The 22,150-nt window shown below is 53.9% G+C and carries 19 protein-coding genes; 10 read left to right on the top strand and 9 right to left on the bottom strand.

What is annotated here, in order from left to right; genetic code table 11:
• Positions 1 to 179: 179 nt before the first annotated feature.
• The 5 genes from FYZ48_RS26725 to FYZ48_RS26705 form a co-directional block, all read right to left on the bottom strand.
• Positions 180 to 1,379, bottom strand: a complete 1,200-nt coding sequence (locus FYZ48_RS26725) for a CvpA family protein (RefSeq protein WP_187782243.1) — start codon at positions 1,377 to 1,379, stop codon at positions 180 to 182.
• A 241-nt stretch (positions 1,380 to 1,620) separates the two neighbouring features.
• A complete protein-coding gene (locus FYZ48_RS26720) occupies positions 1,621 to 1,878 on the bottom strand; it encodes a hypothetical protein (RefSeq protein ID WP_149345552.1) in 258 nt (85 codons plus the stop codon).
• A 33-nt stretch (positions 1,879 to 1,911) separates the two neighbouring features.
• Entirely contained in the window at positions 1,912 to 2,361 is a 450-nt protein-coding gene (gene dtd, locus FYZ48_RS26715; RefSeq protein WP_145039510.1) for a D-aminoacyl-tRNA deacylase, read from the bottom strand.
• Positions 2,362 to 2,397: 36 nt separating this feature from the next.
• Positions 2,398 to 3,504, bottom strand: a complete 1,107-nt coding sequence (gene thiO / locus FYZ48_RS26710) for a glycine oxidase ThiO (protein ID WP_149345551.1) — start codon at positions 3,502 to 3,504, stop codon at positions 2,398 to 2,400.
• A gap of 143 nt (positions 3,505 to 3,647) precedes the next feature.
• Positions 3,648 to 5,549: a c-type cytochrome domain-containing protein gene (locus FYZ48_RS26705; RefSeq protein WP_149345550.1), complete on the bottom strand. Its 1,902-nt coding sequence runs from the start codon at positions 5,547 to 5,549 to the stop codon at positions 3,648 to 3,650.
• Positions 5,550 to 5,951: 402 nt separating this feature from the next.
• Here FYZ48_RS26705 and larE point away from each other — a divergent pair, with 402 nt between their 5' ends.
• The 4 genes from larE (at position 5,952) to FYZ48_RS26685 (ending at position 9,359) form a co-directional block, all read left to right on the top strand.
• Positions 5,952 to 6,815, top strand: coding sequence for an ATP-dependent sacrificial sulfur transferase LarE (gene larE, locus FYZ48_RS26700; protein ID WP_149345549.1), 864 nt, complete (start codon positions 5,952 to 5,954; stop codon positions 6,813 to 6,815).
• Positions 6,816 to 6,897: 82 nt separating this feature from the next.
• On the top strand, positions 6,898 to 7,995 hold the full coding sequence (locus FYZ48_RS26695; protein ID WP_242022782.1) for a threonine aldolase family protein: 1,098 nt from the start codon (positions 6,898 to 6,900) through the stop codon (positions 7,993 to 7,995).
• 521 nt (positions 7,996 to 8,516) lie between these two features.
• A complete protein-coding gene (locus FYZ48_RS26690) occupies positions 8,517 to 8,813 on the top strand; it encodes a flagellar biosynthesis anti-sigma factor FlgM (protein ID WP_187782242.1) in 297 nt (98 codons plus the stop codon).
• Positions 8,814 to 8,861: 48 nt separating this feature from the next.
• Positions 8,862 to 9,359 carry a Fur family transcriptional regulator gene (locus tag FYZ48_RS26685; protein WP_145039493.1) on the top strand — a complete coding sequence of 166 codons (498 nt, stop codon included), beginning with the start codon at positions 8,862 to 8,864 and terminating at the stop codon, positions 9,357 to 9,359.
• Between the two features lie 51 nt (positions 9,360 to 9,410).
• On the opposite strand, the gene FYZ48_RS26680 is transcribed toward FYZ48_RS26685, so the two are convergent.
• Entirely contained in the window at positions 9,411 to 10,484 is a 1,074-nt protein-coding gene (locus tag FYZ48_RS26680; protein WP_242022781.1) for a prepilin peptidase, read from the bottom strand.
• Positions 10,485 to 10,805: 321 nt separating this feature from the next.
• Here FYZ48_RS26680 and FYZ48_RS26675 point away from each other — a divergent pair, with 321 nt between their 5' ends.
• The 4 genes from FYZ48_RS26675 to glnD all read left to right on the top strand — a co-directional run bounded on the left by FYZ48_RS26675 (position 10,806) and on the right by glnD (position 16,013).
• Positions 10,806 to 12,230: an ammonium transporter gene (locus tag FYZ48_RS26675; RefSeq protein ID WP_232102233.1), complete on the top strand. Its 1,425-nt coding sequence runs from the start codon at positions 10,806 to 10,808 to the stop codon at positions 12,228 to 12,230.
• Between the two features lie 231 nt (positions 12,231 to 12,461).
• Entirely contained in the window at positions 12,462 to 12,800 is a 339-nt protein-coding gene (locus tag FYZ48_RS26670) for a P-II family nitrogen regulator (protein ID WP_145039491.1), read from the top strand.
• Between the two features lie 94 nt (positions 12,801 to 12,894).
• Positions 12,895 to 13,233, top strand: coding sequence for a P-II family nitrogen regulator (locus FYZ48_RS26665; RefSeq protein ID WP_145039488.1), 339 nt, complete (start codon positions 12,895 to 12,897; stop codon positions 13,231 to 13,233).
• Between the two features lie 83 nt (positions 13,234 to 13,316).
• Positions 13,317 to 16,013, top strand: coding sequence for a [protein-PII] uridylyltransferase (glnD, locus tag FYZ48_RS26660; RefSeq protein ID WP_149345547.1), 2,697 nt, complete (start codon positions 13,317 to 13,319; stop codon positions 16,011 to 16,013).
• A 7-nt stretch (positions 16,014 to 16,020) separates the two neighbouring features.
• Here glnD and FYZ48_RS26655 read toward each other — a convergent pair whose 3' ends face one another.
• Positions 16,021 to 16,962: a type I phosphomannose isomerase catalytic subunit gene (locus FYZ48_RS26655; protein WP_187782241.1), complete on the bottom strand. Its 942-nt coding sequence runs from the start codon at positions 16,960 to 16,962 to the stop codon at positions 16,021 to 16,023.
• Positions 16,963 to 17,350: 388 nt separating this feature from the next.
• Between FYZ48_RS26655 and FYZ48_RS26650 the strand changes: the two genes are divergently transcribed.
• Complete coding sequence (locus tag FYZ48_RS26650) at positions 17,351 to 17,533, top strand: hypothetical protein (RefSeq protein ID WP_145183200.1); 183 nt, start codon at positions 17,351 to 17,353, stop codon at positions 17,531 to 17,533.
• 42 nt (positions 17,534 to 17,575) lie between these two features.
• Here the strand turns inward: FYZ48_RS26650 and FYZ48_RS26645 are convergent, their stop codons facing one another.
• Together FYZ48_RS26645 and FYZ48_RS26640 are read right to left on the bottom strand one after the other, a co-directional pair.
• Positions 17,576 to 19,198 (bottom strand): hypothetical protein, encoded by a 1,623-nt coding sequence (locus tag FYZ48_RS26645; RefSeq protein ID WP_149345545.1) that lies wholly within the window; start codon positions 19,196 to 19,198, stop codon positions 17,576 to 17,578.
• Positions 19,199 to 19,334: 136 nt separating this feature from the next.
• On the bottom strand, positions 19,335 to 19,874 hold the full coding sequence (locus tag FYZ48_RS26640; RefSeq protein ID WP_149345544.1) for a hypothetical protein: 540 nt from the start codon (positions 19,872 to 19,874) through the stop codon (positions 19,335 to 19,337).
• Positions 19,875 to 20,394: 520 nt separating this feature from the next.
• On the opposite strand from FYZ48_RS26640, the gene FYZ48_RS26635 reads away from it, so the two are divergent.
• Entirely contained in the window at positions 20,395 to 22,074 is a 1,680-nt protein-coding gene (locus FYZ48_RS26635) for a type II and III secretion system protein family protein (protein ID WP_149345543.1), read from the top strand.
• Positions 22,075 to 22,150 lie beyond the last annotated feature (76 nt).

The following is a 22,150-nucleotide window of genomic DNA, read 5'->3' as shown; positions in this document are numbered from 1 at the left end:
AACGTCCGATAATGTCCGTTATGTTAAGTTCGGGGCTGTTTTGGGCCTGTTTTTACAGGGTTTTGAATTTACCCTGTTTCAGCCCCGCTGAATCACCGTAACGGCAACTCCATCACTGGCAATACCAGCTCAGAGGCTCGCAGATCAACGCTGCTGGCCTCTGATTCTGATCGCAATCGTTATCTGCGTTGCACGCTCTGCATCCGCTGCTGGAGCGCTGCACCAAGCGAGTTCACAGGCACCCGCTGGAGCTGCAATTGACGCAGCACACGCGCGTCTAAAGGCGTGGTCACATCGGTCTGTGGATCGGGGTCTCCCCCGTCCAGCAGCAGGTCTGCTTTCCAGTCTTTCAACACGGCAATCACGATCTGATCCGGCAGTCCGGACAGGTCGAGTTCAAACTCCTCAATCATCGATTTCTGGGCATCAGGATAGTCCGAATAGACGGCCGCAATCTGCTTCAGCAGCTGTGTGCGTTCGCTGGTAATCTGCTGCGCCCCGTTCGCCCCGAAAGTCGAATTCTCCGTGGGTACAGAGACCTGGGGCTGACCTTCTCCCCAGTTGTCTGTCACGCTCCGCAGCACCCCCGGAATCTTGGATGATAATTCACTGGCAAACTGCTCCCGATCCTTGGGATCAGTCGCGTTGTAAGCTTCAATAATCTTGTCTTCCAGCTCGCCCCTGAGGTAGCTGGGAATTCGTTTCAGAATGTCCTTCAGCAGCGAATCCTGGTTGGTCGTCCGTACGTCCGATCCACTCCCTCCCGGCTTTTCAAAAAATGGGCTGGGCAGATCACTGGAGCCCGGCGGAAACGGATTGTCGTCCCCGTGCTGATGATCGTGATGAAAGGGATCGTCCTCATCGTGGTGCATCGGCACATCCGGATGATCCAGCTTGGCCAGACAGTCATCCAGTACCTCGTGCAGCTCCGCAGGCATCACGGGAGCCATTTCGTTGAGAATCACCGCAGCCGCGTACCCGCTGTGCGATTTGATCACAGCAGCCCGCGCGGTTTCAGAAATCGTAATCAGAAAGAATGTCAGGAACAGACAGAATACCACTCCCTTAAGCAGTCCCAGCAAGGCGCCCAGGTGACGGTCGAATTCATTGAACTTCAACGAATCGATGGCCGTCTTCAGGCTGCGTGCCAGCGTAAAGGAGATAAACGAGAAGCCGATGTAGATCGCCAGCATCGCAATCCAGCGATTGAGCGGCGGTTTCACATTGATCATCGGAGCCAGCTGCACCGAAAGTGATTCGGCAAACGCGAAGCAAAGCACCAGCGCGGCGATCGCAGCCAGCTGCCAGACCACACCTTTAGAGGCGCCTTTCCAGACTGCGTAAATCAGAATTCCAACAATCAACAGATCAAACCACATCGCGACATCCTGTCTCGTAGTATTGCACATCCATGAACAATGATCGGGGTGGCCCTCCCCCCTGCCGGTACTCCCCCGATTTTTCAGAAATTCGAGAGCAGGGGATTATAGGTAAAAATCAGGGTCAGCGCAAAGCCCAGATTTTTGACCGGTAATTACAGGCCCGCTACGTCCGGTATCCCATTTTGACATCTGAGCAAAGCAGGGGTCTGTCAGCAAAAAAATTCTTCGCGATGCGAATTCACCGGCTCAGGTAACGCTCAAACAAAGCCATCATCATGCAACTGAGAGAGATCACCAGTACCACGGTCAGCAACGCGATTGCAGCGGCGATCCCACTCAATGAAAACAGGATGATCGTGTTCTCTTCAAACATAGACTTCAGTCCCGACTTCAGACCGAAAGTCATGAGCATCCTGAATTGTCCGATCAGAAAACACAATACCACGATGAGCGGCAGACTGATCCCAATCGCCAGGATTCTCTGATACAGTTTCATCCCACAGTCCTCGCATCGAGGAAATGAATGCGTTTAAAACTGTTTGCGGCTGTCCAAAAGCAGGGTGATCGGCCCGTCGTTCACCAGCTCCACATCCATATGTTCCTGGAAGCGACCGGTTTCGACTTCGATCCCCTGTCCTTTCACCTCGGCCACAAAGCTCTGATACAACTCGTTCGCCTGTTCGGGACGTGCCGCATTCACAAAACTGGGACGACGCCCCTTGCGACAGTCGCCCAGCAACGTGAACTGGCTGACGACCAGCATTTTCCCGTTCACATCTGCGAGCGCCAGGTTCATTTTCCCGTCCGCATCTTCAAAGACGCGCAGGCCCACGGCTTTCTGTGCCAGGTAAATCACATCGTCCTGCGTATCGCTCTGTTCGACTCCCAGCAAAACCAGGAATCCCTGCTCGATCTGTCCGGTAATTTCACCATCGACGGTCACACTCGCACGGGACACGCGCTGCACAACGGCTCTCAAGTTGTCTCTCCTCGTCAGTCCACTTTTCAGATCAGGTCAGTCCGTCATCCCGCGCGAACAGGAAAACGCATCCAGGGGCACATCGGTCGGCTCTTCACAGATCAACTGTCTGATCAACCGCGCCGTGATCGGCGAAAGCTGTAAACCATCCCGGTAATGTCCCGCCGCCATCAGCAGATTTTCAAAACCGTCCACAAAGCCCAGGTAAGGCAGCCCGTCAATCGAACGGGGACGCAGCCCTGCCCACGCACGTTCGAAGCGTGCCTCTTTCAAAGCCGGAACCAGCGTCTGAGCGAACTCAATCAGGCCCGCCACTCCTTCTGCAGTGTTCTGTTTATTGAATCCAATATCTCGTTCGGTTGAACCGATCAGCAGTCGACCATCGCTGCGCGGCACCAGGTAGCGCTTCCCCGATTCAATCACGGCCTGAAACGGCAAACGATCCATCGACAGCAATACAATCTGCCCCTGGATCGGTACCAGTTCACACTGGAGTCCCAGTTGAGTCAGGATCTCGGGAGACCAGGCTCCCCCGGCAATGATGGTCCGCCCTGCTCTTTGAATCCCGGCATACGTCCGTACGCCGGTGACCTTCGTACCTTCCCGCTCGAAGCCCACGATCGGCGTCCCCGGCTCCAGCTTCACGCCCCGCCTGACGCACGCGGCCAGCAGCGCCTGCATGTGTCGAGGATTGCGTACCTGTGCCATGTCCGGCAGATAGAAGCCCGAGGTAATCTGCTCTCCAATATAAGGAGCACGTTCCCTCAAGGCACATTCATTGAGCGTCTCCAGTCGCACACCTGCCTGCTGCCATTCGGTGAGATATTCATCCCAGTTCGGCGTATCCGTCGTATAAGCCACGTGCAGGCCGCCACAGTTGAGGTAGCCGTTATCGACACCCGATTCTTCTTTCAGCTGTTGTGACCAGTCCGGCCAGAGAGGCTGACTGGCGGCTCTCAGCATGAGGCGGGCCGTGGTGGCTGATTCTCGATCTGCGGGAGGCAACATCCCTGCCCCCGCCCAGGACGCTTCTTTCCCGAACTGCTGACGATCGAAGACGGTCACCGACAGTCCCCGAATCGCCAACTCATAGGCGATCGACAGTCCGATCACCCCGCCACCAACAATATTGACATCCTGCATAAGAATCACGCGCCCTGGTCACACTCAAATAAAACGAAACACGCAGCGCGTCGATTATAGCGGACCGCACCCAGATTCACAGGGCAGCGCTCACTCCCGGCAGACCGGAAATGAGCAATTCATCACACCAGAGACACGCCTGTCTAGTTCGACACGCGGCCGGGACGCAATGTTCGGGCATACGCGGTCGCCAGGGCCCGGATGTTGGTGCCGTACACTTTCGTGACCGCATTCACCGGCGTCGCTCCGCTTTTGAGTTCCTTCAGCAGCGCCGCCATCTTGGGCAGGCCCCCGTTATTGATCAGAAACTCAACCAGCGTGAACCCGACTGCCGTCGTTTCGGAGGGTGAGAACGTCCCTTCTGCCACGAGTGCTTCCGGACGCTGCACCTTGGGAGCTGCCTCCAGGGCCTGCTGCCGCAACGATTCGAAATAAGCCTGGCTGGTCGTTGATTTGGATGCCAGCAGCATCCCCAGTCCACGGGATGCCCACATGGGGACCTCCCCTGCTCCACGTTGAATCGCTGCATTAGTCAATCCGGCCATCAGGTTCGTCTGCAATCCGGGAGAGCTCGCATCCGCCTGATCACCCACGTCCTGCAGTACGAGATAGGCATCCAGAGAATTCGGCGTCACCTTGGTATGCCACGTTGTATCGTTGCCCACACGCCGGTCTTCAATCGTCTGGTTAAACTCAGAATAGCCGAAGCGATCCTTGAAGACATAAACGGCCAGCTTACCCTTCCAGAACGGTTTCTGTTTTTCGTTGAACAGTTTTCGCAGATCTTCCACCTGCGTCGTTGCCCAGCCGCTGATCTCCTTCAGACGATCTGCACTCACATTGCCATAGAAGATGAAGTCATCCGTCTCGAGCATTTCCGCCGGGTCGTTATTCACGACCCGCTTCCAGGTCGGTTCCAGAGTATCGCGACGCAGCTTGGCGAACTCATCAGGCGACATGTTCGCCAGTTCTGCCATCCGCTTTTCTTCATCGGTCGGCACCATTTCCCGCAGATTGCCCTTCGCGTCTTTACCGTCGAACTTGGCCCCTTCGGCAATCCAGGTTTTGAGGTCTTCTGCATTCTTGCGTTTCAGCAGCGCCTGTCCCTGTGGCATTTTGATCGGATCCTGCAGACCCACCAGGTGCCAGAGCCGACTGTCGTCCGGCTTTCCGGGCACAATCACTTCCCCGGTATCGCCGCCACGGAGAATATCTTCGAAGGTGACGACAGAAAAACCACTGCGGGGATTGTTGCCACTGTGACATCGCATGCAGAAATCGAGCATCCACGGCGCGATATCATTCATAAACGAAACTTTTTCATCACCGGTCGCCATCACAACCTTTACCGGATTCTTCTTCGCTTTCACCGAAGCACCGATCGGATCGGTCTCTTTGGTACCGTCAAAGCGGGCCCCCTCTGCAATCCAGCGGGCAATCAGCTGAATCTGGTCCCGGTCCAGTGCGGGCTGGTTCTTGGGCATCCGCTGATTATCGTCGGGAGTGATCAGCTTGCGAACAATCAGACTCGCATTCGGATTCTGTGGCACCAGCAACAGACCATTGCGGCCCCCTTTTCGCATATTCGCGAAGGTATCCAGTCTCAGGTTGGCACTCCCCCGCTGCTCGCCATGACAGCTCACACACTTTTCATTCAGGATCGGTGCAATCTGTTCTTCGAAGCTGACGCCTTTATTCGCAGCGCCCGGCTTGTTGCCGCCGGTGCCCATCGCTTTTTCCAGGAATGTCCGCCGCAACGCGATCAGCTTCTTGGTACTGACCGACAGCGGGTCCGTCTCGGGGATCATCGCGTCTTGAACCAGCTTGTCAAACTTGCCTTCCTCTTCGTCGATCGCCGCTTTTGCTTCATCAAACTTTTTCTGGCGAATCAGGATCGAGACCTTCGTCAGATTTTTCTTGATGGAGGCCAGCTCTTTACGCTGCTCGCTGGTCAGCTTGGCTGCGGATACTGAGACCAGGTTCATTCCCAGGACCAGCATGACGACGCAAACCAGACGCACGAAACGGACAGACCAGAATGACATAACTATCCCCGTTGTATTTGAATTCAGATTTTGAGTGAGTGATGAGATCACAGCGGGCGAAGGCTCCCCTGCTCCGTCATCCGACGAATTCGATCCTCGTCGGTCTCTCGCGACGGATCCCGCAGGTAGCTGTCAGCCCAAGTCTATTGTTTTCAGTATAATAGGGCAGCAGGTGAGTTAAAAGATCTGAATCCGCCGATTCAGAAATCTTAACCGCTTCGCTCCCCTGCCCTCTTAAACAAAACCTCCACTTGTCTCCGGGGATTCGCGGCTATTTCGCTGTGCAATCCAGAATCCGGGGATTTTTTCCGGCGATGTTCCAAGACAATCCTCCCCCCGGTTGTCTATAATCAATCCAGCGGAAACATCTCGATAACCTGTTAAACTACCATTACTTTGACTATGTCACTCTCTGCCGAATTATCCCGGAAAACAGATCACCTGCAGCAGATTCTCGCGGACATGGACCGGATTATCGTCGCCTTTTCCGCGGGAGTGGACAGCACGGTCGTCGCCAAAGCCGCTTTTCTCGCACGCGGAGATCAGGCACAGGCGGTCACCGCTGTCAGTCCCAGCCTGGCTTCAGGAGAGAAAGAAGAAGCGATTAAGCTCGCAGAACTGATCGGAATTCCGCATCAGCTCGTTTCGACTTCCGAATTCGCAACCCCCGAATACCGGGCCAACGCTTCGAATCGCTGTTTCTACTGCAAAACCGAACTCTACCAGATCCTGAATCAGGCCATCGCCCGCCATGACTGGCAGGACGCGACGGTCGTCAATGGCGCCAACCTGGACGACCGCGGCGATCATCGCCCCGGCATGCAGGCTGCTGCCGACTTTGAAGTCCGCAGCCCACTGATCGAAGCCGGCCTGAACAAAGCCGATGTCCGCGATCTGGCCCGGCACTGGGATCTTCCTATCTGGAACAAACCGGCCCACCCCTGCCTTTCCAGTCGAATTGCCTACGGCGTGGAAGTCACGGAGGAACGGGTTGGCAGGATTGACTCTGCCGAGCGATTCCTGCGGGAAGAATTCGACATCCCGGAACTGCGGGTCCGCCTCGAACCCCAGGAACTGGCACGCATCGAAGTCCCCCTCGACCAGATCAATCGCCTGACAACCCCCACTGCCCTGCCCCGGGTCACCCAGAAATTTCTTGAGCTCGGCTTTCAGAATGTCACCCTCGATCTGCAGGGATTCCGTTCCGGAAGCATGAACTCATTTCTTTCCCTTGAGGAACTACAGATAGCCGCTCATAAATCTTAAGTCACCGTAGAGAACAACACGACCAACCAACCGGTGATGCACTCCGTGACCTCCACAGCAATACATGACAAGGAATAACCCAGTGGCCCCGCTTGATCCCGCATTTATCGATCTTCGCAGTGATACGAAAACCAAACCCACGCCTGAAATGCTGCAGGCCATGATGACCGCGGAGCTCGGCGACGATATGAACGCCGAAGACCCGACCGTGAATCGCCTGGAAGCCATGATCTGCGAAATGCTCGGCATGGAAGCGGCCGTCTTCGCCTGCTCGGGAACCCAGTCCAACCAGATGGGTGTTCGCGCTCACTGCCTGCCGGGTGACGAACTGCTGATTCACGAACTGGGACACATCGCGATGTTTGAAGGCGGCGGTCCAGCCATCCTGAGTGGTGTCTCCTGTCGCACCCTCTCCGGTGAGAAAGGCATGCTCGCCCTGGAAAATGTAAGAGGTAAAATTCGCGCAGACGATCAGCACCTCTGTCGCACCCGCCTGCTCTGCGTCGAAAACACCACCAATGCCGGCGGTGGTCACTACTACCCACTCGACCAGCTGACCGAAATCTGTGACTGGGCACACGAGAACGGCCTGAAAACCCACATGGACGGTGCCCGCGTCTTCAATGCAACGGTCGCCGGCGGATACTCGATTGCGGAGGTCTGCAAACCGCTGGATACGATTTCGATCTGTTTTTCCAAGGGACTGGGCTGTCCGATGGGCTCAATCCTCGCCGGCCCCAAAGAGGAAATTGCCAAAGCCCGTCGCTCCCGGAAAGTCTTTGGTGGTGCCCTGCGTCAGGCCGGTATCGTCGCCGCCGCCTGCATTTATGCCCTGGAAAATAATATCGAACGGCTGCAGGAAGACCACGATAATGCCCGCTTCCTGGCAGAACAGCTCGCCGGAATTGACGGGATCTCAATCAATCCCGCGGAAACCGAAACCAACCTCGTCTTCTTCGATATCGCCCCCGAGCATGGAAACGCAATGCAGCTTTCAGCCGCTCTGAAAGAGCTGGGGGTCGGCATCGGTGCGATGGGAGAAACCCGTCTGCGAGCCTGCACCCACCTCGACATCACCCGCGAGCAGATCGAACAGGTCGCTCCCGCAGTCCAGAAAGCCCTGCAGCAGGGACTGGAAAAATACGCCGGAATCGCCACCGGCCCCTATGCCCGCGGCTGAGAACCGTAAAGCCTTTCATAAATAGACCTTACCACAGGTAAGACCGGCAGAACTGAATCTGCCGGCCTGCCTGCGCGTCATAATCGGCATAATCGTTACCAGCAGCCGAGTCCTGTGTCCAAAGGCGGATTTCCCGAGTGGAAGTTAAACTTTTCCCTCAGCGGACGTCGATGCAACTAAGGTTCAAACTCCCCCTCAACGAATGAGGCAGTAACGACATAAGAATATGTCTTACCTATAAGCCCTGTCTTATTTTACATCATTGAGCTGGAGGATGTGCAGGAAGCCATTCTACATTCAATATTGAATTATCAAACTGCTGAAAACAGGTGTTCTTTTGCTTCACTAAGACGCAAAACCACTTGAAATCAGCGAATTCAATGAAAGAATTGGCCATGACTGCAGACTACCAGTTGAATCGATCCCCCTTCTTACGATATCATGAGCCCCATACAGTAACTAATGGTCGGGAACTTTCGATCCCGTCTGGTTCAGGATCACGTGACAGGGGGAACGCCGCCATGGATGTTAACGGCACCAGTTCTATTTCCGGATCGCTGCCTATCAGTAAGCAAGCTGGTCCGAGCAACACCAACATCAATAAGACGCCTGGTACGAAGCCGATCTCCTCACCGCAGGATCAACTGGAGATTTCTTCCGCGGGGCGTATGCTGGATGAAATGACGAACAACTCCGATATGCGTGCAGAGCGGTTGGCACAAATCAAGGCAGCCATTGATGACGGAACTTACGAAACGGATGAGAAACTGGAAGCAGCCTTAGGCCGTCTTCTGGATCAGTTCAACGATTCGGAGTAATCCGCACCGGCGCTGTAGTAGAGACTTTTGACGAGGAAGAGATTTACCGTGCTCAATTTTGAAAGCCTGGAAATCGCTGTTTCTCCTACCGAGAAATTCAGAGAGTACCTGGCCACAAAAGGGATGAGATTAACCCAGGAACGCGAATTGATCGTCGCGGAAGTTTTCTCGTCCCACGAACATTTCGACGCCGATCAGCTGGTCGAGCGGATGGCCCTCCAGAAAACCGGACGTCGGGTCAGCCGTTCTACCGTCTATCGCACACTGGGCTCGCTCGAAGAAGCCGGCCTGTTGCGGAAGGTAGCACGAACCAACGATCGCGATGTTTACGAGCACGACTACGGCTATCCCCAGCACGATCACTTCATCTGCAAAAGCTGTGGGGAACTCTTCGAATTCCACAATGAGGAAATTGCGAATCTGCTCGAGAAACTGGCCGAGCAGATCAATTTCCGCATGAGCGAACACCGTCTGGAAGTCTATGGCATCTGCGATGAATGTTCGCGACCTCCCCAGCGTCGCCACAAGAAGCTTGACCTGATCTAAACCCGATCAGGTCATTTCGTCCTCTATCTGCAACGTACCAGACGCCAAAGCTTACTGACGCTTGATCGGAATCGACCGGTAAACCCGCAGCAACAGCAGCAGACCGATAAATGCTCCCAGGGCAATGCTGCCTATGATGGCCAGCCCGCCAACATCGCCAAACAGTCTGCGAATCGAGAATTCCGGCGGCGCACCAGGCACCGCAGAGGGCCATTCCGCCAGCCAGATCCATTGCCAGCCCATCAGCACGATCAGCGTTGCAGCACACAGATAGGGGCCGTAAGGCAGATAAGTCTTGCCGGTGGTCATCCGCGTCACAAAGCCGATCAGCAATCCGCATAAGGGGGCGAGCAACAGAATAGGCAGGATCGGCTGCCAGCCCAGAAAACTGCCCACCATCGCCATTAAGGTGACATCCCCCAGACCGAGTGCTTCCTGTCCCAGCAGCACCGAGGAAATCAGGCGTACGCCCCACGTCAGTCCGCCTCCTGCCAACAACCCCGCCATACTCCATGCCAGACCGTGCCAGTGCGAATGGTCTTTAATCCACTCAGGAATGTAAGGCCCCGCCAGTCCGGGAATCGCCTGGTTCCAGTCCACCCAGAAATGGATGATCTGTAACTGTCCCGCGACCGTAGCCCCGATCACTCCCACCAGCATTCCGGTCACGGTGATCTGGTCCGGAATCAGGTATTCACGAAAGTCGATACTGGTCGCCGCCACCAGCAGAGTGAGCAGAACATAATGATAAAGCAGACGCCACTCGAACATCCCCTCAGGAGGCACCACCGAAGGCACATCCAGGCAACGAAAGTGGACCGCCATCAGATAATAGCCGGCAAACAGGATTCCGGTTCCCAGTTCGAGTAAAATTTCGGAGCGAGGCAGCCGCCTGGAACAGGCCGGACAACGGTTCCCCAGGGGGATCCAGCGGAGCAGCGGAATCAGTTTCCAGCGCAAAATGCGCGCACCACATGCCTCACAGCGCGACAGTGGCTGCGGTTTTGACTGCAGTGACATCCGCCGAACCCAGGAATTTACCCCCTGCCCGACCAGTGCTCCCAGTACAAACAGGACGCCACAAGGCACCAGTAATGCCAGTTCCGGGGGCAATAATGTATTCAAATGTTTAATCTGCAGGTTCATCATATCTTAAATAAACCGGAATAAAACCTGTGATTTGACAGGTGATTTTAGTGCACGCCTTTGGTAGACTGACGCGTTAACTGGTTTGACCGCATGGTCATGCTGAATGTGAATATGGTGAAGTCTGTAAGCAGCATTGGCAATTGCCGATGCTCAAAAAACATCAAATTAGAGGAAACTGCTGACAGAAGTTTCTCTCCTGGATTGATGAATTCATAAGCAGACCATCAGCTCAAACCAGTGAGAAAAGCGCTCGCTCACTGCTTTTTACAATTCTTTGCGCTCAGAAAGGCCCCTGTAATGAGGAGAGTCTACAGACTTCGTACGTACTGCACAATTTTTACACTCTGTCTTGGTTTATTAGCAAGCGGTCCGCTATTTGCAGATGAAACAACCAGTGCCCCGCCGCTCGGATCGAGTGCAGAAGCGCCGGCCCAGGAAGCTGCTGCTGTCGAATTCAGCAATGCAGACATCGCCTGGATGATGGTTGCTTCAGCACTGGTGCTGATGATGACGGCACCCGGGCTGGCTCTGTTTTATGGTGGACTCGTTAGAAAAAAGAACATTCTGGGCGTGATGATGCAATGCGTCTTCCTGATGGGACTGATGTCCGTCATCTGGGCACTCTGGGGTTACAGCCTGGCCTTTGGATCCGACATTCTTGGCGGATTCGTAGGTGGCTTTGATCACGTCCTGCTCAAAGGGGTCATCCCCAGTTGGAAAGATGGTGCCGTAGACATCCCGGCCAACGGCAGTATTCCCAAGGCCCTGTTCATGGTCTTCCAGATGATGTTCTTCATCATCACACCAGCCCTGATCTGTGGTGCGTTTGCCGAACGGATGAAATTCAGCTCGATGGTCGTCTTCTCCATCCTCTGGGGCACCTTTATTTATTGTCCCATCGCTCACTGGGTCTGGTCTGATACAGGCTGGCTCTGCGAATGGAACGAGAACGCCCTCTACCCTGCCTTTGACTTTGCCGGCGGAACCGTCGTGCATATCAGTTCCGGCTTCTCGGCTCTGGTCTGTGCCATTCTGCTCGGGAAACGACTGGGTTACGGTCAGGAACCGATGCCTCCACATAACTTAACTTACACATTTATCGGTGCGACCATGCTCTGGGTTGGCTGGTTCGGCTTCAATGCCGGTAGTGCGGTTTCGGCGAATCCGGCTGCCGTGAATGCCTTTGTTGCCACTCACCTGGCAGCTGCCGCAGGTGTCCTTGCCTGGTCAATTGCTGAATGGATCTCACTCGGGAAACCCAGTATTCTGGGTGCCTGTTCCGGTGCGGTCGCCGGTCTGGTCTGCATCACACCGGCCTGTGGTACGGTGACGCCTCTCTCGGGCATCATCCTGGGCCTGATCGCCGGCTTTGCCTGCTACTTCGCCTGTACCACGCTCAAATCCAAATTTAAATACGACGATTCACTCGATGCATTCGGCGTGCACGGCGTGGGGGGAATGGTTGGGGCTATCCTGACCGGTGTCTTCGCCTCCCGGGCCATTACCGGCAACGCAGAAGGATCGGGGTTACTGGAAGGAAATACACAGCAGTTCATTAACCAGCTCGTCAGTGTCGGGGCTGCGGTCGTGATCTCCGTGATCGGCACGATCATCATCCTCAAACTGATCGATCTGACAATGGGTCTGCGAGTCAGTAAAGATGGCGAAATTCAGGGTCTCGACCTGAGTCAGCATGGCGAAGAAGGATACATTTTCCTGTAAGCATCTCGGTGATCAGAGCCGGCTGGTGCTGGCTCTGATCACCTGTTTCAGGAAAGTCATCCGGATTGGCCCTGCGTGTCAGTTCGAATACTTCTGAGAGTTTTCAGGGGAAATGAAATTGAGGTATCGAGATTTTCCCCTGGTTTCGATATAATAGGTAAGTGTGATAGTCGCTTGGGTTTCTGAAAGCGCTGTAGGAAAACCGGGCATTTTTCTGGGAGTATGATTCCGATGAAAAAAGTGGAAGCTGTCATCAGACATTTCAAACTGGAAGAAGTCAAAGATGCTCTGACCGAAATCGGTGTACAGGGTATGACTGTGTCTGAAGTTCGTGGTTTTGGTCGTCAAAAAGGTCACAAGGAACAGTATCGTGGTGCCGAATACACCGTCGATTTCCTGCCCAAGGCCAAAATGGAAGTCATCGTTCCCGATGATCAGGTGAAAGCCGTTGTCGACACGATTCTTGAATCAGCCCGCACCGGCCAGATCGGTGATGGAAAGATTTTTGTTCTTCCCGTGGAAGACATCATCCGTATTCGTACGGGAGAAGCTGGAGAGACCGCTCTCTAAAATAGACGTAAAGCGAGGGGCCGATTTCCTGCCCCTTTTGCTTTACATCTTTTACAGAGCTGAGTCGCGTTACCCCTTGATAAAGAAGTCTTAGATGAAAAAAATTCAGGCAATCATACGCCATTACAAACTTGAAGAAGTCAAAAATGCCATTTCGGAGCTTGGCATCAGTGGTATGACTGTCAGTGAAGTCCGGGGGTTTGGTCGCCAGCGCGGTCACAAAGAAACCTACCGCGGCAATGAGTACATCGTCGACTTCTTACCCAAGGTGAAAATTGAAATCGTTGTCCAGGACGACGTGGTCCCCCAGACCGTCGAAACCATTACACAGGTTGCACGGACAGGCCAGATTGGTGACGGGAAAATTTTTATCACGAATCTCGATGAAGTTATCCGAATCCGTACGGGAGAAACCGGCCCGGAAGCGGTCTGATTTGCTGACAGCTTCCTTACGCGATTCGCTGTCATCAGGCCAGGCAGTCCTGTTTCGTTTTTCGTTTCAGCCTGGAACAGACCATGTCACGCACCGCGAACTCTAGTTCTGCACAGCAACCTTTTGTTGTCTATCGCGCACAGCTGGAGCAGGCCAGACAACGGGGGCGTGATCTGCTGCGCCAGGGAGCAGGCGGGCTGCAGATCGCTACCGCCATCGCTGAATCTATCGAACAACTGCTACTCAAGATCATCCAGGATCAGTTTCAGGAACTTTCCGCAGCAGAACAGAAACTGATTCAACAGAACTGCTCCATCCTGGTCATCGGCGGTTCCGGCCGCGGTTTAATGGCCCCCTTCTCCGATGTGGACATGCTGTTCCTCTATCGCAATCAGGTTGTTGATGAATTCTCGAACTTCATCGGCAACGTAGTCCGCAACTGCTGGGACGCCGGCCTCAAACTGGGGCACAGTGTCCGCACGATTGCAGATTCCATCAAGATGGCCCGCACCGAACCCGAGTTTGCCACCGCGATGATCGAAGCCCGCTCCATCTGGGGAGATGAGCACATGGCCGAACAACTGATTCGGTCTTATTATCGCCACGTCATCCTGTTTCGCCGACGCATCTTTTTCGAACAGTGTGTTGCCGCACGCTGGGAAGAACGCAAACAGCACGGCGGTGCGGTCATGCAGCTGGAACCCGATATCAAACGTTCGCCCGGCGGCCTGCGCGACATCCACCTCTTGCGCTGGACCGGTTACGCCCGTTACGGCACCTCCAACCTGGATATGCTGAGGCTCGATGGCCGCATCAACAGCCGTGATGTGCGAACCCTCAAAAATGCTCGCGACTATCTGCTCAAAGTCCGCATTCAACTGCATTACGAAGCCGGCAAACAGCAGGATCTGTTTACCAAAGATTCGCAGCTCTGGATGGCCGAACAACGACAGATTGAAGGCACCAACGGACAGCGTCCTGTCGAAATTCTGATGCAGGAATATTTCCGGCACAGTAAAGCTGTCGCGGAAATCACCGAACGTTTCATTAAAGCGCATCGCCCCCTGCCCTTCCTGTCGCGGGCCTATGATTTTCTGATGACACATCGTTCAGACGGGATCCTCAAAATCGCTCCCGATCACCTGGATGTCGTCCCGAAATACAGAAATGAAGTCTGCAACAACCTGGAAGAAATTCTTAAACTGTTCGATACCGCTTCGCTGTACGGCATCTCCATCGCCCCCGATCTGCTGGATGCCATTCGCGAAGCAGCGCTCAAGCTGCCGCCCACAATTACAAATCGCTCGATCGATCTGTTCCGCGCGATCATGGGTCGCAGCACCCAGTTGGGTCCCACGTTGAGGATCATGTCGGAAACCGGCATCCTCAATCTGCTGATCCCGTACATGCAACACGCTTACTGTCTGCTGCAGTTCAATCAGTATCACAGCTACACCGTCGACGAACATACTTTCCGCGCCATCGAAGCAGCCGAATCGTTCGCTGATGACGACTCCGCTCTGGGCAGCTCCTATCGCAATATCGAGGATAAGGATCTGCTCAACCTCGCGATTCTGCTGCACGACATCGGGAAAGGCTACGGCGAAGACCACAGTAAAATGGGGGCTATGATCGCAACGGACACCGCGGTCCGTCTGGGGCTCAGAGAGGACGAACAGAAACTGCTCGTCTTCCTGGTCTTGGAACACCTCACGATGGCCCACCTGGCATTTCGGCGGGATATCTCTGATCCGGACATTCTCTTCGAATTCAGCCAGAAGGTCGGCAGCCCGGAAAAACTCCGCATGTTATACGTGTTAACCGCGGCAGACATCACTGCGGTTGGCCCCGGTGTGTTTACTGACTGGAAGTCGGAACTGCTCGCGGATTTATACGAACGCACCATGCTCTTGCTGGGCGGAAAGCATTCCCGCTATCATCGTGACCAGCGTCTGGCCCGCGTGAAACAGCTGGTCCGAAACCACCTCGACCTTCCTCAGATCCCCGAGTACGAAGAAGATCCCGACTCCTGGTTCACCGAGCTGTTTAATTCGTTCTCGCCACATTATCTGCTGGTCAATTCTTCAGAACGGATTGCCGCCGACATCAAAATCCTCCGCGACCTTCCTCCTGATCAGATCGTGGTGGAAGGGGAATTCGAACCGGACACAGGCACGGTCAATTACCATGTGATCGCTCCCGCCATGTACTCACAGGCCTGCTTCCATCGCATGGTCAGCGTGTTTACTTCTCGTCGCATGGAAATCATATCCGCCCAGATTACGACCAGCGCCTCCGGCGGTGTCGTCGACAGTTTCCATGTCATTGATCATGACTTTGTGGATGAAGTTCCCTTAAGCCAGATCGAAAAAATTGAAGAGGAAATCCGCAAGGCGGTCAAAGGAGAAAGCGATGCACGCACCATGTTCCTCTCCAATCAGCGATTCCATGAATCAACAGAACTGAGCGGAGAGTACGAACTGGGACGCGTGGAAATTGACAATCACTCTTCCAAACGCTGCACGATCATTGACGTCATTTCCAACGACCGCACCGGGTTGCTCTATATTATTTCCCGGGCCATCAGCCGCATGGGGCTGTCCGTCGTCATGGCGAAAATTTCAACGCACCTCGACCAGGTTGTCGATGTCTTCTATGTGATCGATGAGCACGAACAGAAAATCGTTGATGAAGAGCGGCTGCAGCAGATCAGACAGAAACTCGAATCGACACTGCACGACTTCGAACTCGAAGGCTACAAACGTTACCAGCGGGTCTGATTCCAGTTCAGCCGGGAATCACTTCCAGGAACGTCATTTCGTGCTCGACCACAATCTGGCAATCCGAGGCGGCCGCAGGCACCAGCAGCGTCTTCCCCTGGAACAGCTCATAGCTTTCGGCACTGCACTCAAGCTGCCCCGTCCCTTCCAGCACGATCAGAATCTGTGCCCGGTTCACTGAAGGTAACCGCAGCGGACTCGCACTCTGGTGGCGACGGATAGAAAAACAGGAAGACTCCAGCAGAGTCTCAACTCTGTGGTCGGCGTCCTGACGCAATTGAGGCTCGAGCAGATCTACGGGCCCCCGCTGGAAATTGATACTGTTGAATGCCTGCTCAACATGCAGGGGACGTGGCTGGCCCGACTGATCCAGTCGGTTCCAGTCAAACAATCGGTAAGTGATATCGCTGGTCTGTTGAACTTCCGCCAGCAGGATCCCTTCGCCAATCGCATGCAGAGTCCCCGCAGGAATAAACACACAATCTCCCGGACGAACCGGATAACTGTGCAGACAGGCTTCGACATTCCCCTGTTCCAGTTGGGCTCCAAGTTCATCGGCATCGACGCCTGCCTTCAAACCGGCATAAATCCGGCTGTCGGGGGCGGCATCCAGAATCACCCAGGCTTCCGATTTCCCTGCTTTGCGGGCATCGAAGTCGGGCAGGTGCGAATCATCGGGATGGACCTGCAGGGAAAGGCGATCGGTTGCATCGATGAATTTAATCAGCAGCGGAAACGTCGAATAGCAGGTTCCCGCACCGTACATTGCCTGGGGATTTTGACCGATCACTTCGGAAAGTGTCGATCCCGCATACTCTCCACTGGCAATCAGGGTCGGTGCTTCCGGATGATCTGACAGTTCCCAGCTTTCACCGAAATCGCCCTCCAGACCGATCGGCTTCTGCAAGATTGTGCCCAGACGCTCTCCGCCCCACCGGGCACGCTTCAAGAGAGGCGTGAACTCCAATGGCAATAACGTAGCCGTCGATTGGACTTCTTGCAAAGACATAACAGTTGGAAAGTAACACCAGATAACAAGATAGAAAAACTGGTAAGGATAGAAACCTTGACTATCCTAAACCACCAAACCTGCTGGTTGCAACTATAATCATACGAATTGAGCGTACCCGAGTCTCTGTTTTTTCAATCGTTTTCAGCGAATTACTGATCTTGCCGAGTTCCAATTGCCATAAACGGGATCTCCTGCTAATCTCTCCCCCCCTGACCCCATGAGCGAGCCCCACAAACGACACTTATGTACACTTCCTGCCGTTGAAATTCTCCTGACGACACAAATCAACGGCCAGGAACACTGCTTCCCTACGAAAGGTGCTTACGTGGCAGACCTGGTAACCCAAACCTGCGAACTCGAACTTTCTATTGGTGATACGATTCAGGTTGGCGATCAGTTTTTAACGGTCGTAGATATTGAGGGAGACGAAATTCTGTTTCAACTGGATACGGATAACCCGGCTGAGCGCGATGCGACTGCCAGCTCAGCTCCTCGCTCCTGTCGCTGATCAAAACTGATTCCACAAAATTGCATTTCACTTTCCTGCCGGTCAGGTAGACCGTCCTGTTTGCAGAGATGCCTCTCCCGGTTTCTGCCGGGGAGGATCCCCGGGAAACAGGATCCAGAGTGGAATCTCAGGTACCGGGAGCAATTCCTGCCTGGCTCTACTGATAATCGGTTGAAAACGAGGCAAATCCTTAAGCCAGATCGTGGACTGCGCATCGGCATAGACCTGTTTCCAGTCAGTCCGTTGCTTCAGATAGCCCTGGACCGCTTGACCTGCAGGCAGTAACAGGATCTCTGTCGGATAATTATCCAGCAAAGGTGTTGGTCCCGTCGAATCCGCATTTAACTGCTGAAACTCAACCAGTTCCTGTTCCAGTTGCGCGGAATAGACGGTCCGATAGCGTCCGTCAAATGCGATTCGTGACTCGGGAAAGGTCTGCCAGATGACATATTGCGCCCAGCCATAGTCGGTAAGAATGTTCCCCTGCAGATCCGCCTGCTGCAATACTTCGATAGCAGCCACAGGCATTCCCGGAGCCCGACTCTGCGTTTCCACGCCGATCTGCCAGGGTGCTACCTGCTGCTGCCAGAGTTTTACAATCGTATGCACGGACAGACCATAGATCCCCAGCAGGAGTCCGCCCACCAGTAACATCCGCAATCCGGTACGCTGCGGGCCCGCCCAGCGCTGATGCAAACGGGGTAACAGTTTGTGAAGCCCTTCTGATAAAGGTGCCGGCAGCAGGATCAGCACAGCAATCGCGAGCAGAGCCACATGCCTGATATGGCTGAGTGCCTGATAGGCAACAACCAGTATGAGCAGTAAGTCGATCCATTCCCACTTACGTGATCCGAAAAACGCCAGGCCAATCAGCAGAAACGGAATGTAATACAGGAGTGCCTGACGCGCCTCCCACAAAGGCTGCCACTCTCGCACAATCTGTTTTGTTACCAGGTGATCCCAGAGCATCTGATGCAGACCGACCCCGTAGGGATTGATCAGCGTCACAGCCCAGGCAAAGGCGATCACAAATGCCAGTCGCCAGAAATCTGCCGACCGATACATTCCCTGAGTTGTTTTCCAGCCCATCCAGCAGACGACCAGCCCCTGTACTCCTACTCCCGCCAGAAACCCGCCGTGCGAATTAGACCAGAACAACATCAGGACCGGCAGATACCAGATCGCTTTACGCCTCGGATCAGCCAGATAGCCACGCAGCAGCAGGAGTGTCCAGGCAAAACAGCCAAAGGTCACCAGTTGAGGGCGCACAAAGACCACGAACTGTGACAGGCAAAACGCGGTATAAACCAGGAGTAACAGACCACCGGCCAGGCTGGCCCGCTGTGATCTCAACGCCAGCCAGCCCGGAATCATAATCATCAGCAGCCAGAAATTGCGCCAGAGCCAGAGCCCGGTATTCCCGAATCGCAGCCAGAGCCAGCCGAAGGAATCCTCGGTGAACCATTCATGATTGATCCAGATTGCCCCCGGTTCGGTATAACAGAACGGATCGGTGTGCTCTACCAGCACATCCGCTTCCAGAGCACGAATCCCGTACAGGGTATGTCCCCACAAGTCAGGATCCGCGATCGTTACCGTAGATATCAGAAACAGGCATGCGCACCAGATCAGTCCCAGGGAGATCAGCCATTCCCGCTGACTCATGCTCCACGCCCCAGTTGCAATTGGTGAATCAGATTCGCCCACTCCAGTTCCCCAAACGAAAAAAAGATCTGCACACAAAGGCACAGATCTTTTTTGTTTCAATTTCTTATCAGTCCGTCAGGTATCCGTCAGCAGCTTACTTGCTTTTCAGAATGTCTTCCAGACTGGGAAGTTCGTTATGAATGGGTTCCAGCCCCGGGACACCGTCACCGTCAGCAGGAGCTTCTTCATATGCCGTCAGATCAATCTGCTCATAGATCCGGTCAAACATCTTGTGTGCATAAGGAGCTTTTGGATTTCCTCCCAGGGCGATGATCTCACCCCTCTGACGCAAAATGTTAGTGTAGTTGTATGGCCGGAAGTAATAATAGCCATGGTATGCTGGAGCATAAGGATAATGGGGATACATATCGCCCGTCGTTTTCCAGTCGCACAAGCAGCGTTTCTTCAGTTTGCAGTGGCCATCACAGTAACTGCTGCCACACACACCACAGTAACCATTCCCGCTTCCTGACTGACAGTACCCGTCCGACATGCACTCATGAGAAGCCGGGTAATTACATTCGTAAGAAACAGGAGAAATGGTTGCGGGAGCACTGACCGTGTTGGCTGGCGCGACTTGACCGTCAGACTGCCATACACTCAGACCAATGAGCAATGCAATACTCGCATTCATGAGACCACCTTTTGATATTTTATGTTGTATCTACAACTTAACTGGTAAGGTTAACTGGTGGATCACCACTGAATATACTCTGGATGGTACGCAATCAGACACCAGAGCAGGAGTTCTCCCACCATAGTTCAGTTTCGTCTCAACACACATAAGGAATAAAGTAGAAAACTGCTGAAATCGCCAGAATCTCTAATTTTGTACATTCTTGAACTACCTCCCAAAAAAACCATCAACATTCCGTAATGGTTGTTCCGATAGAACTGATGCTGTGGGATTTGTCTTTGCGAATCTCCGCTTTGCAGGCACTATGATAACTGCAACAGTTTTTCTGGACCTGATGTGCACGACTATAACGGGAACTGCACCATCCGACCTGATACAACGACACGGCAGACAGTGAGTGACACCCCGGAATAAGTAACTGAATATTTCACAGTCCCAGGTAAGACTGTTTCTCGGGGCTGGTTCCAACCAATATACCTTTAATCCACACTGACGACCAAAGGATTGGGAGACGAGTATGTCTATTAACGCCTTATGGAAAAGACGCACAATGCTGGCACTCGCCTGCGGTGTTGCTCTGACGGCTTCGCCCCTTGCTGCACAGGTCCCGCCAGCTCCTCCCGTTCCGGGAAAAATCAAAACAAATGGCTTCAAGACTGGCGCAGCAAAGAAGAACACACCAGTCGCTAGCACCAAAGTCAAAGAAAAGGTGCATCAGCTCGTTGATCAGATCTACGAATCTGAAGTCGAGCTGAGTGTCCAGCAGCGGCATTCCAAAATTCTGAAAATGAAAATGGACGTCTTCCGCGTCGCGATCGCCGATCCGACCAAGATTGAAGTCGTCGCATTCGGGTCACAGGAAGTCGAAGTGATCGGTAAAGAAACCGGAACCACGACCATGACCCTCTGGCTGGGAGAAGAAGCCAACCCACAAATCCTGAGCGTTCAGGTGAAAGTGGAAGGCGACAACTCCATCGATGACCTGCGTCGGATGGAATACAGTGAATTCCAGAAGATGATCAATGAATTCTTTCCCAACAGCAAAGTTCAGCTGATTCCTTTTGCTGACAAGCTGATTGTGCGTGGCCAGGCTCGCGATGAGCAGGAAGCCGTGCAGATCATCACAATCATTCGTGCCCGTTCCGGTGGATCGGGAGCTGGCGGTGGTGCCAACGGTGCTGGAGGCGGTTCACTCTTCGCTGATGGCCAGGCTGCTGACCCCTTCCCAGGGGGAGCCGTGCTGCCGGAAGCCACTGTCATCGATATGCTGAAAGTTCCTGGTGAAAAACAGATCATGCTCAAAGTGCGAATCGCACAGCTTGACCGATCTGCTGCCCGGACTGCCAGCACCGACCTGATCGTTCAGGCGGGAGAATTCGGCTGGAGCCAGATCTTCACCGGTGTTGCTCAGAACCTGGCCAATGGCGGTTCAGGGCTGGTCACCGCATCACTCAACAGTAAACACGTCGACCTGTTCATCTCGGCTCTGGCCCAGAACGGATATGCCAAGATCCTGGCAGAACCAAACCTGGTAACAATCAGTGGCCGTCCTGCAAACTTCATCTCTGGTGGTGAGTTTGCTGTACCAACCGTTGTTGGTGTCGGTGGGGCTCAGGCAGCAACCACTACCTTCAAAGGCTTTGGTACCCAGTTGACCTTCCTGCCGACCGTACTCGATAAAGACCGGATTCGTCTCCAGGTAACTCCGACATTCAGCCAGGTCAACCCTGCCCTGTCGGTCAATGGAATCCTGGGTCTGGATACTCAGTCTGTCAGCACGACCGTCGATCTGCGTGAAGGTCAGGTACTGGCAATCGCCGGTCTGATCCAGGAACAGCAGCGTGGTGACTTGAACCGTGTGCCCTTCATCGGAGACATTCCGCTGGTCGGACCGCTGTTCTCTAACAAATCAGTACAACGGGATGAAACCGAGCTGATCGTGCTCGTCAGTCCTGAACTGGTCCATCCGCTGGAACCGGAAGATGCTCCGACAATTCTGCCGGGCATGGAAGTCACCGAACCAGGTGACATCGACTTCTACTTCATGAACAACATTGAAGGCAAGCCGGATGTGCACCACAGAAGCACTGTCTGGTACATGCAGAAAAAACGGATTCACAAGCAACAGAAAGATTACATCCATCAGACAAAATCTGATAAGTACTACATCAACGGTGACTACGGTTTCTCTGAATAATCATCTTTAACTTCGCCTGATAAGAGACTATTAAAATATCAATCACATCGCTTCTCCTCGAACATGTGAAAGAAAT

Origin of the sequence: Gimesia chilikensis (assembly GCF_008329715.1) — a bacterium.
Classification (GTDB): domain Bacteria; phylum Planctomycetota; class Planctomycetia; order Planctomycetales; family Planctomycetaceae; genus Gimesia; species Gimesia chilikensis.
Note: the sequence above shows the minus strand (reverse complement) of the source record. Positions and strands in the feature narration are given on the sequence as shown.

Excerpts from the sequence above, each read along its gene's own strand:
- FYZ48_RS26725 (WP_187782243.1), bottom strand. The coding sequence starts at position 1,379 with ATGTGGTTTGATCTGTTGATTGTTGGAATTCTGATTTACGCAGTCTGG.
- FYZ48_RS26720 (WP_149345552.1), bottom strand. The coding sequence starts at position 1,878 with ATGAAACTGTATCAGAGAATCCTGGCGATTGGGATCAGTCTGCCGCTC.
- thiO (WP_149345551.1), bottom strand. The coding sequence starts at position 3,504 with ATGCAGGATGTCAATATTGTTGGTGGCGGGGTGATCGGACTGTCGATC.
- FYZ48_RS26705 (WP_149345550.1), bottom strand. The coding sequence starts at position 5,549 with ATGTCATTCTGGTCTGTCCGTTTCGTGCGTCTGGTTTGCGTCGTCATG.
- larE (WP_149345549.1), top strand. The coding sequence starts at position 5,952 with ATGTCACTCTCTGCCGAATTATCCCGGAAAACAGATCACCTGCAGCAG.
- FYZ48_RS26690 (WP_187782242.1), top strand. The coding sequence starts at position 8,517 with ATGGATGTTAACGGCACCAGTTCTATTTCCGGATCGCTGCCTATCAGT.
- FYZ48_RS26675 (WP_232102233.1), top strand. The coding sequence starts at position 10,806 with ATGAGGAGAGTCTACAGACTTCGTACGTACTGCACAATTTTTACACTC.
- FYZ48_RS26670 (WP_145039491.1), top strand. The coding sequence starts at position 12,462 with ATGAAAAAAGTGGAAGCTGTCATCAGACATTTCAAACTGGAAGAAGTC.
- FYZ48_RS26665 (WP_145039488.1), top strand. The coding sequence starts at position 12,895 with ATGAAAAAAATTCAGGCAATCATACGCCATTACAAACTTGAAGAAGTC.
- glnD (WP_149345547.1), top strand. The coding sequence starts at position 13,317 with ATGTCACGCACCGCGAACTCTAGTTCTGCACAGCAACCTTTTGTTGTC.
- FYZ48_RS26645 (WP_149345545.1), bottom strand. The coding sequence starts at position 19,198 with ATGAGTCAGCGGGAATGGCTGATCTCCCTGGGACTGATCTGGTGCGCA.
- FYZ48_RS26640 (WP_149345544.1), bottom strand. The coding sequence starts at position 19,874 with ATGAATGCGAGTATTGCATTGCTCATTGGTCTGAGTGTATGGCAGTCT.
- FYZ48_RS26635 (WP_149345543.1), top strand. The coding sequence starts at position 20,395 with ATGTCTATTAACGCCTTATGGAAAAGACGCACAATGCTGGCACTCGCC.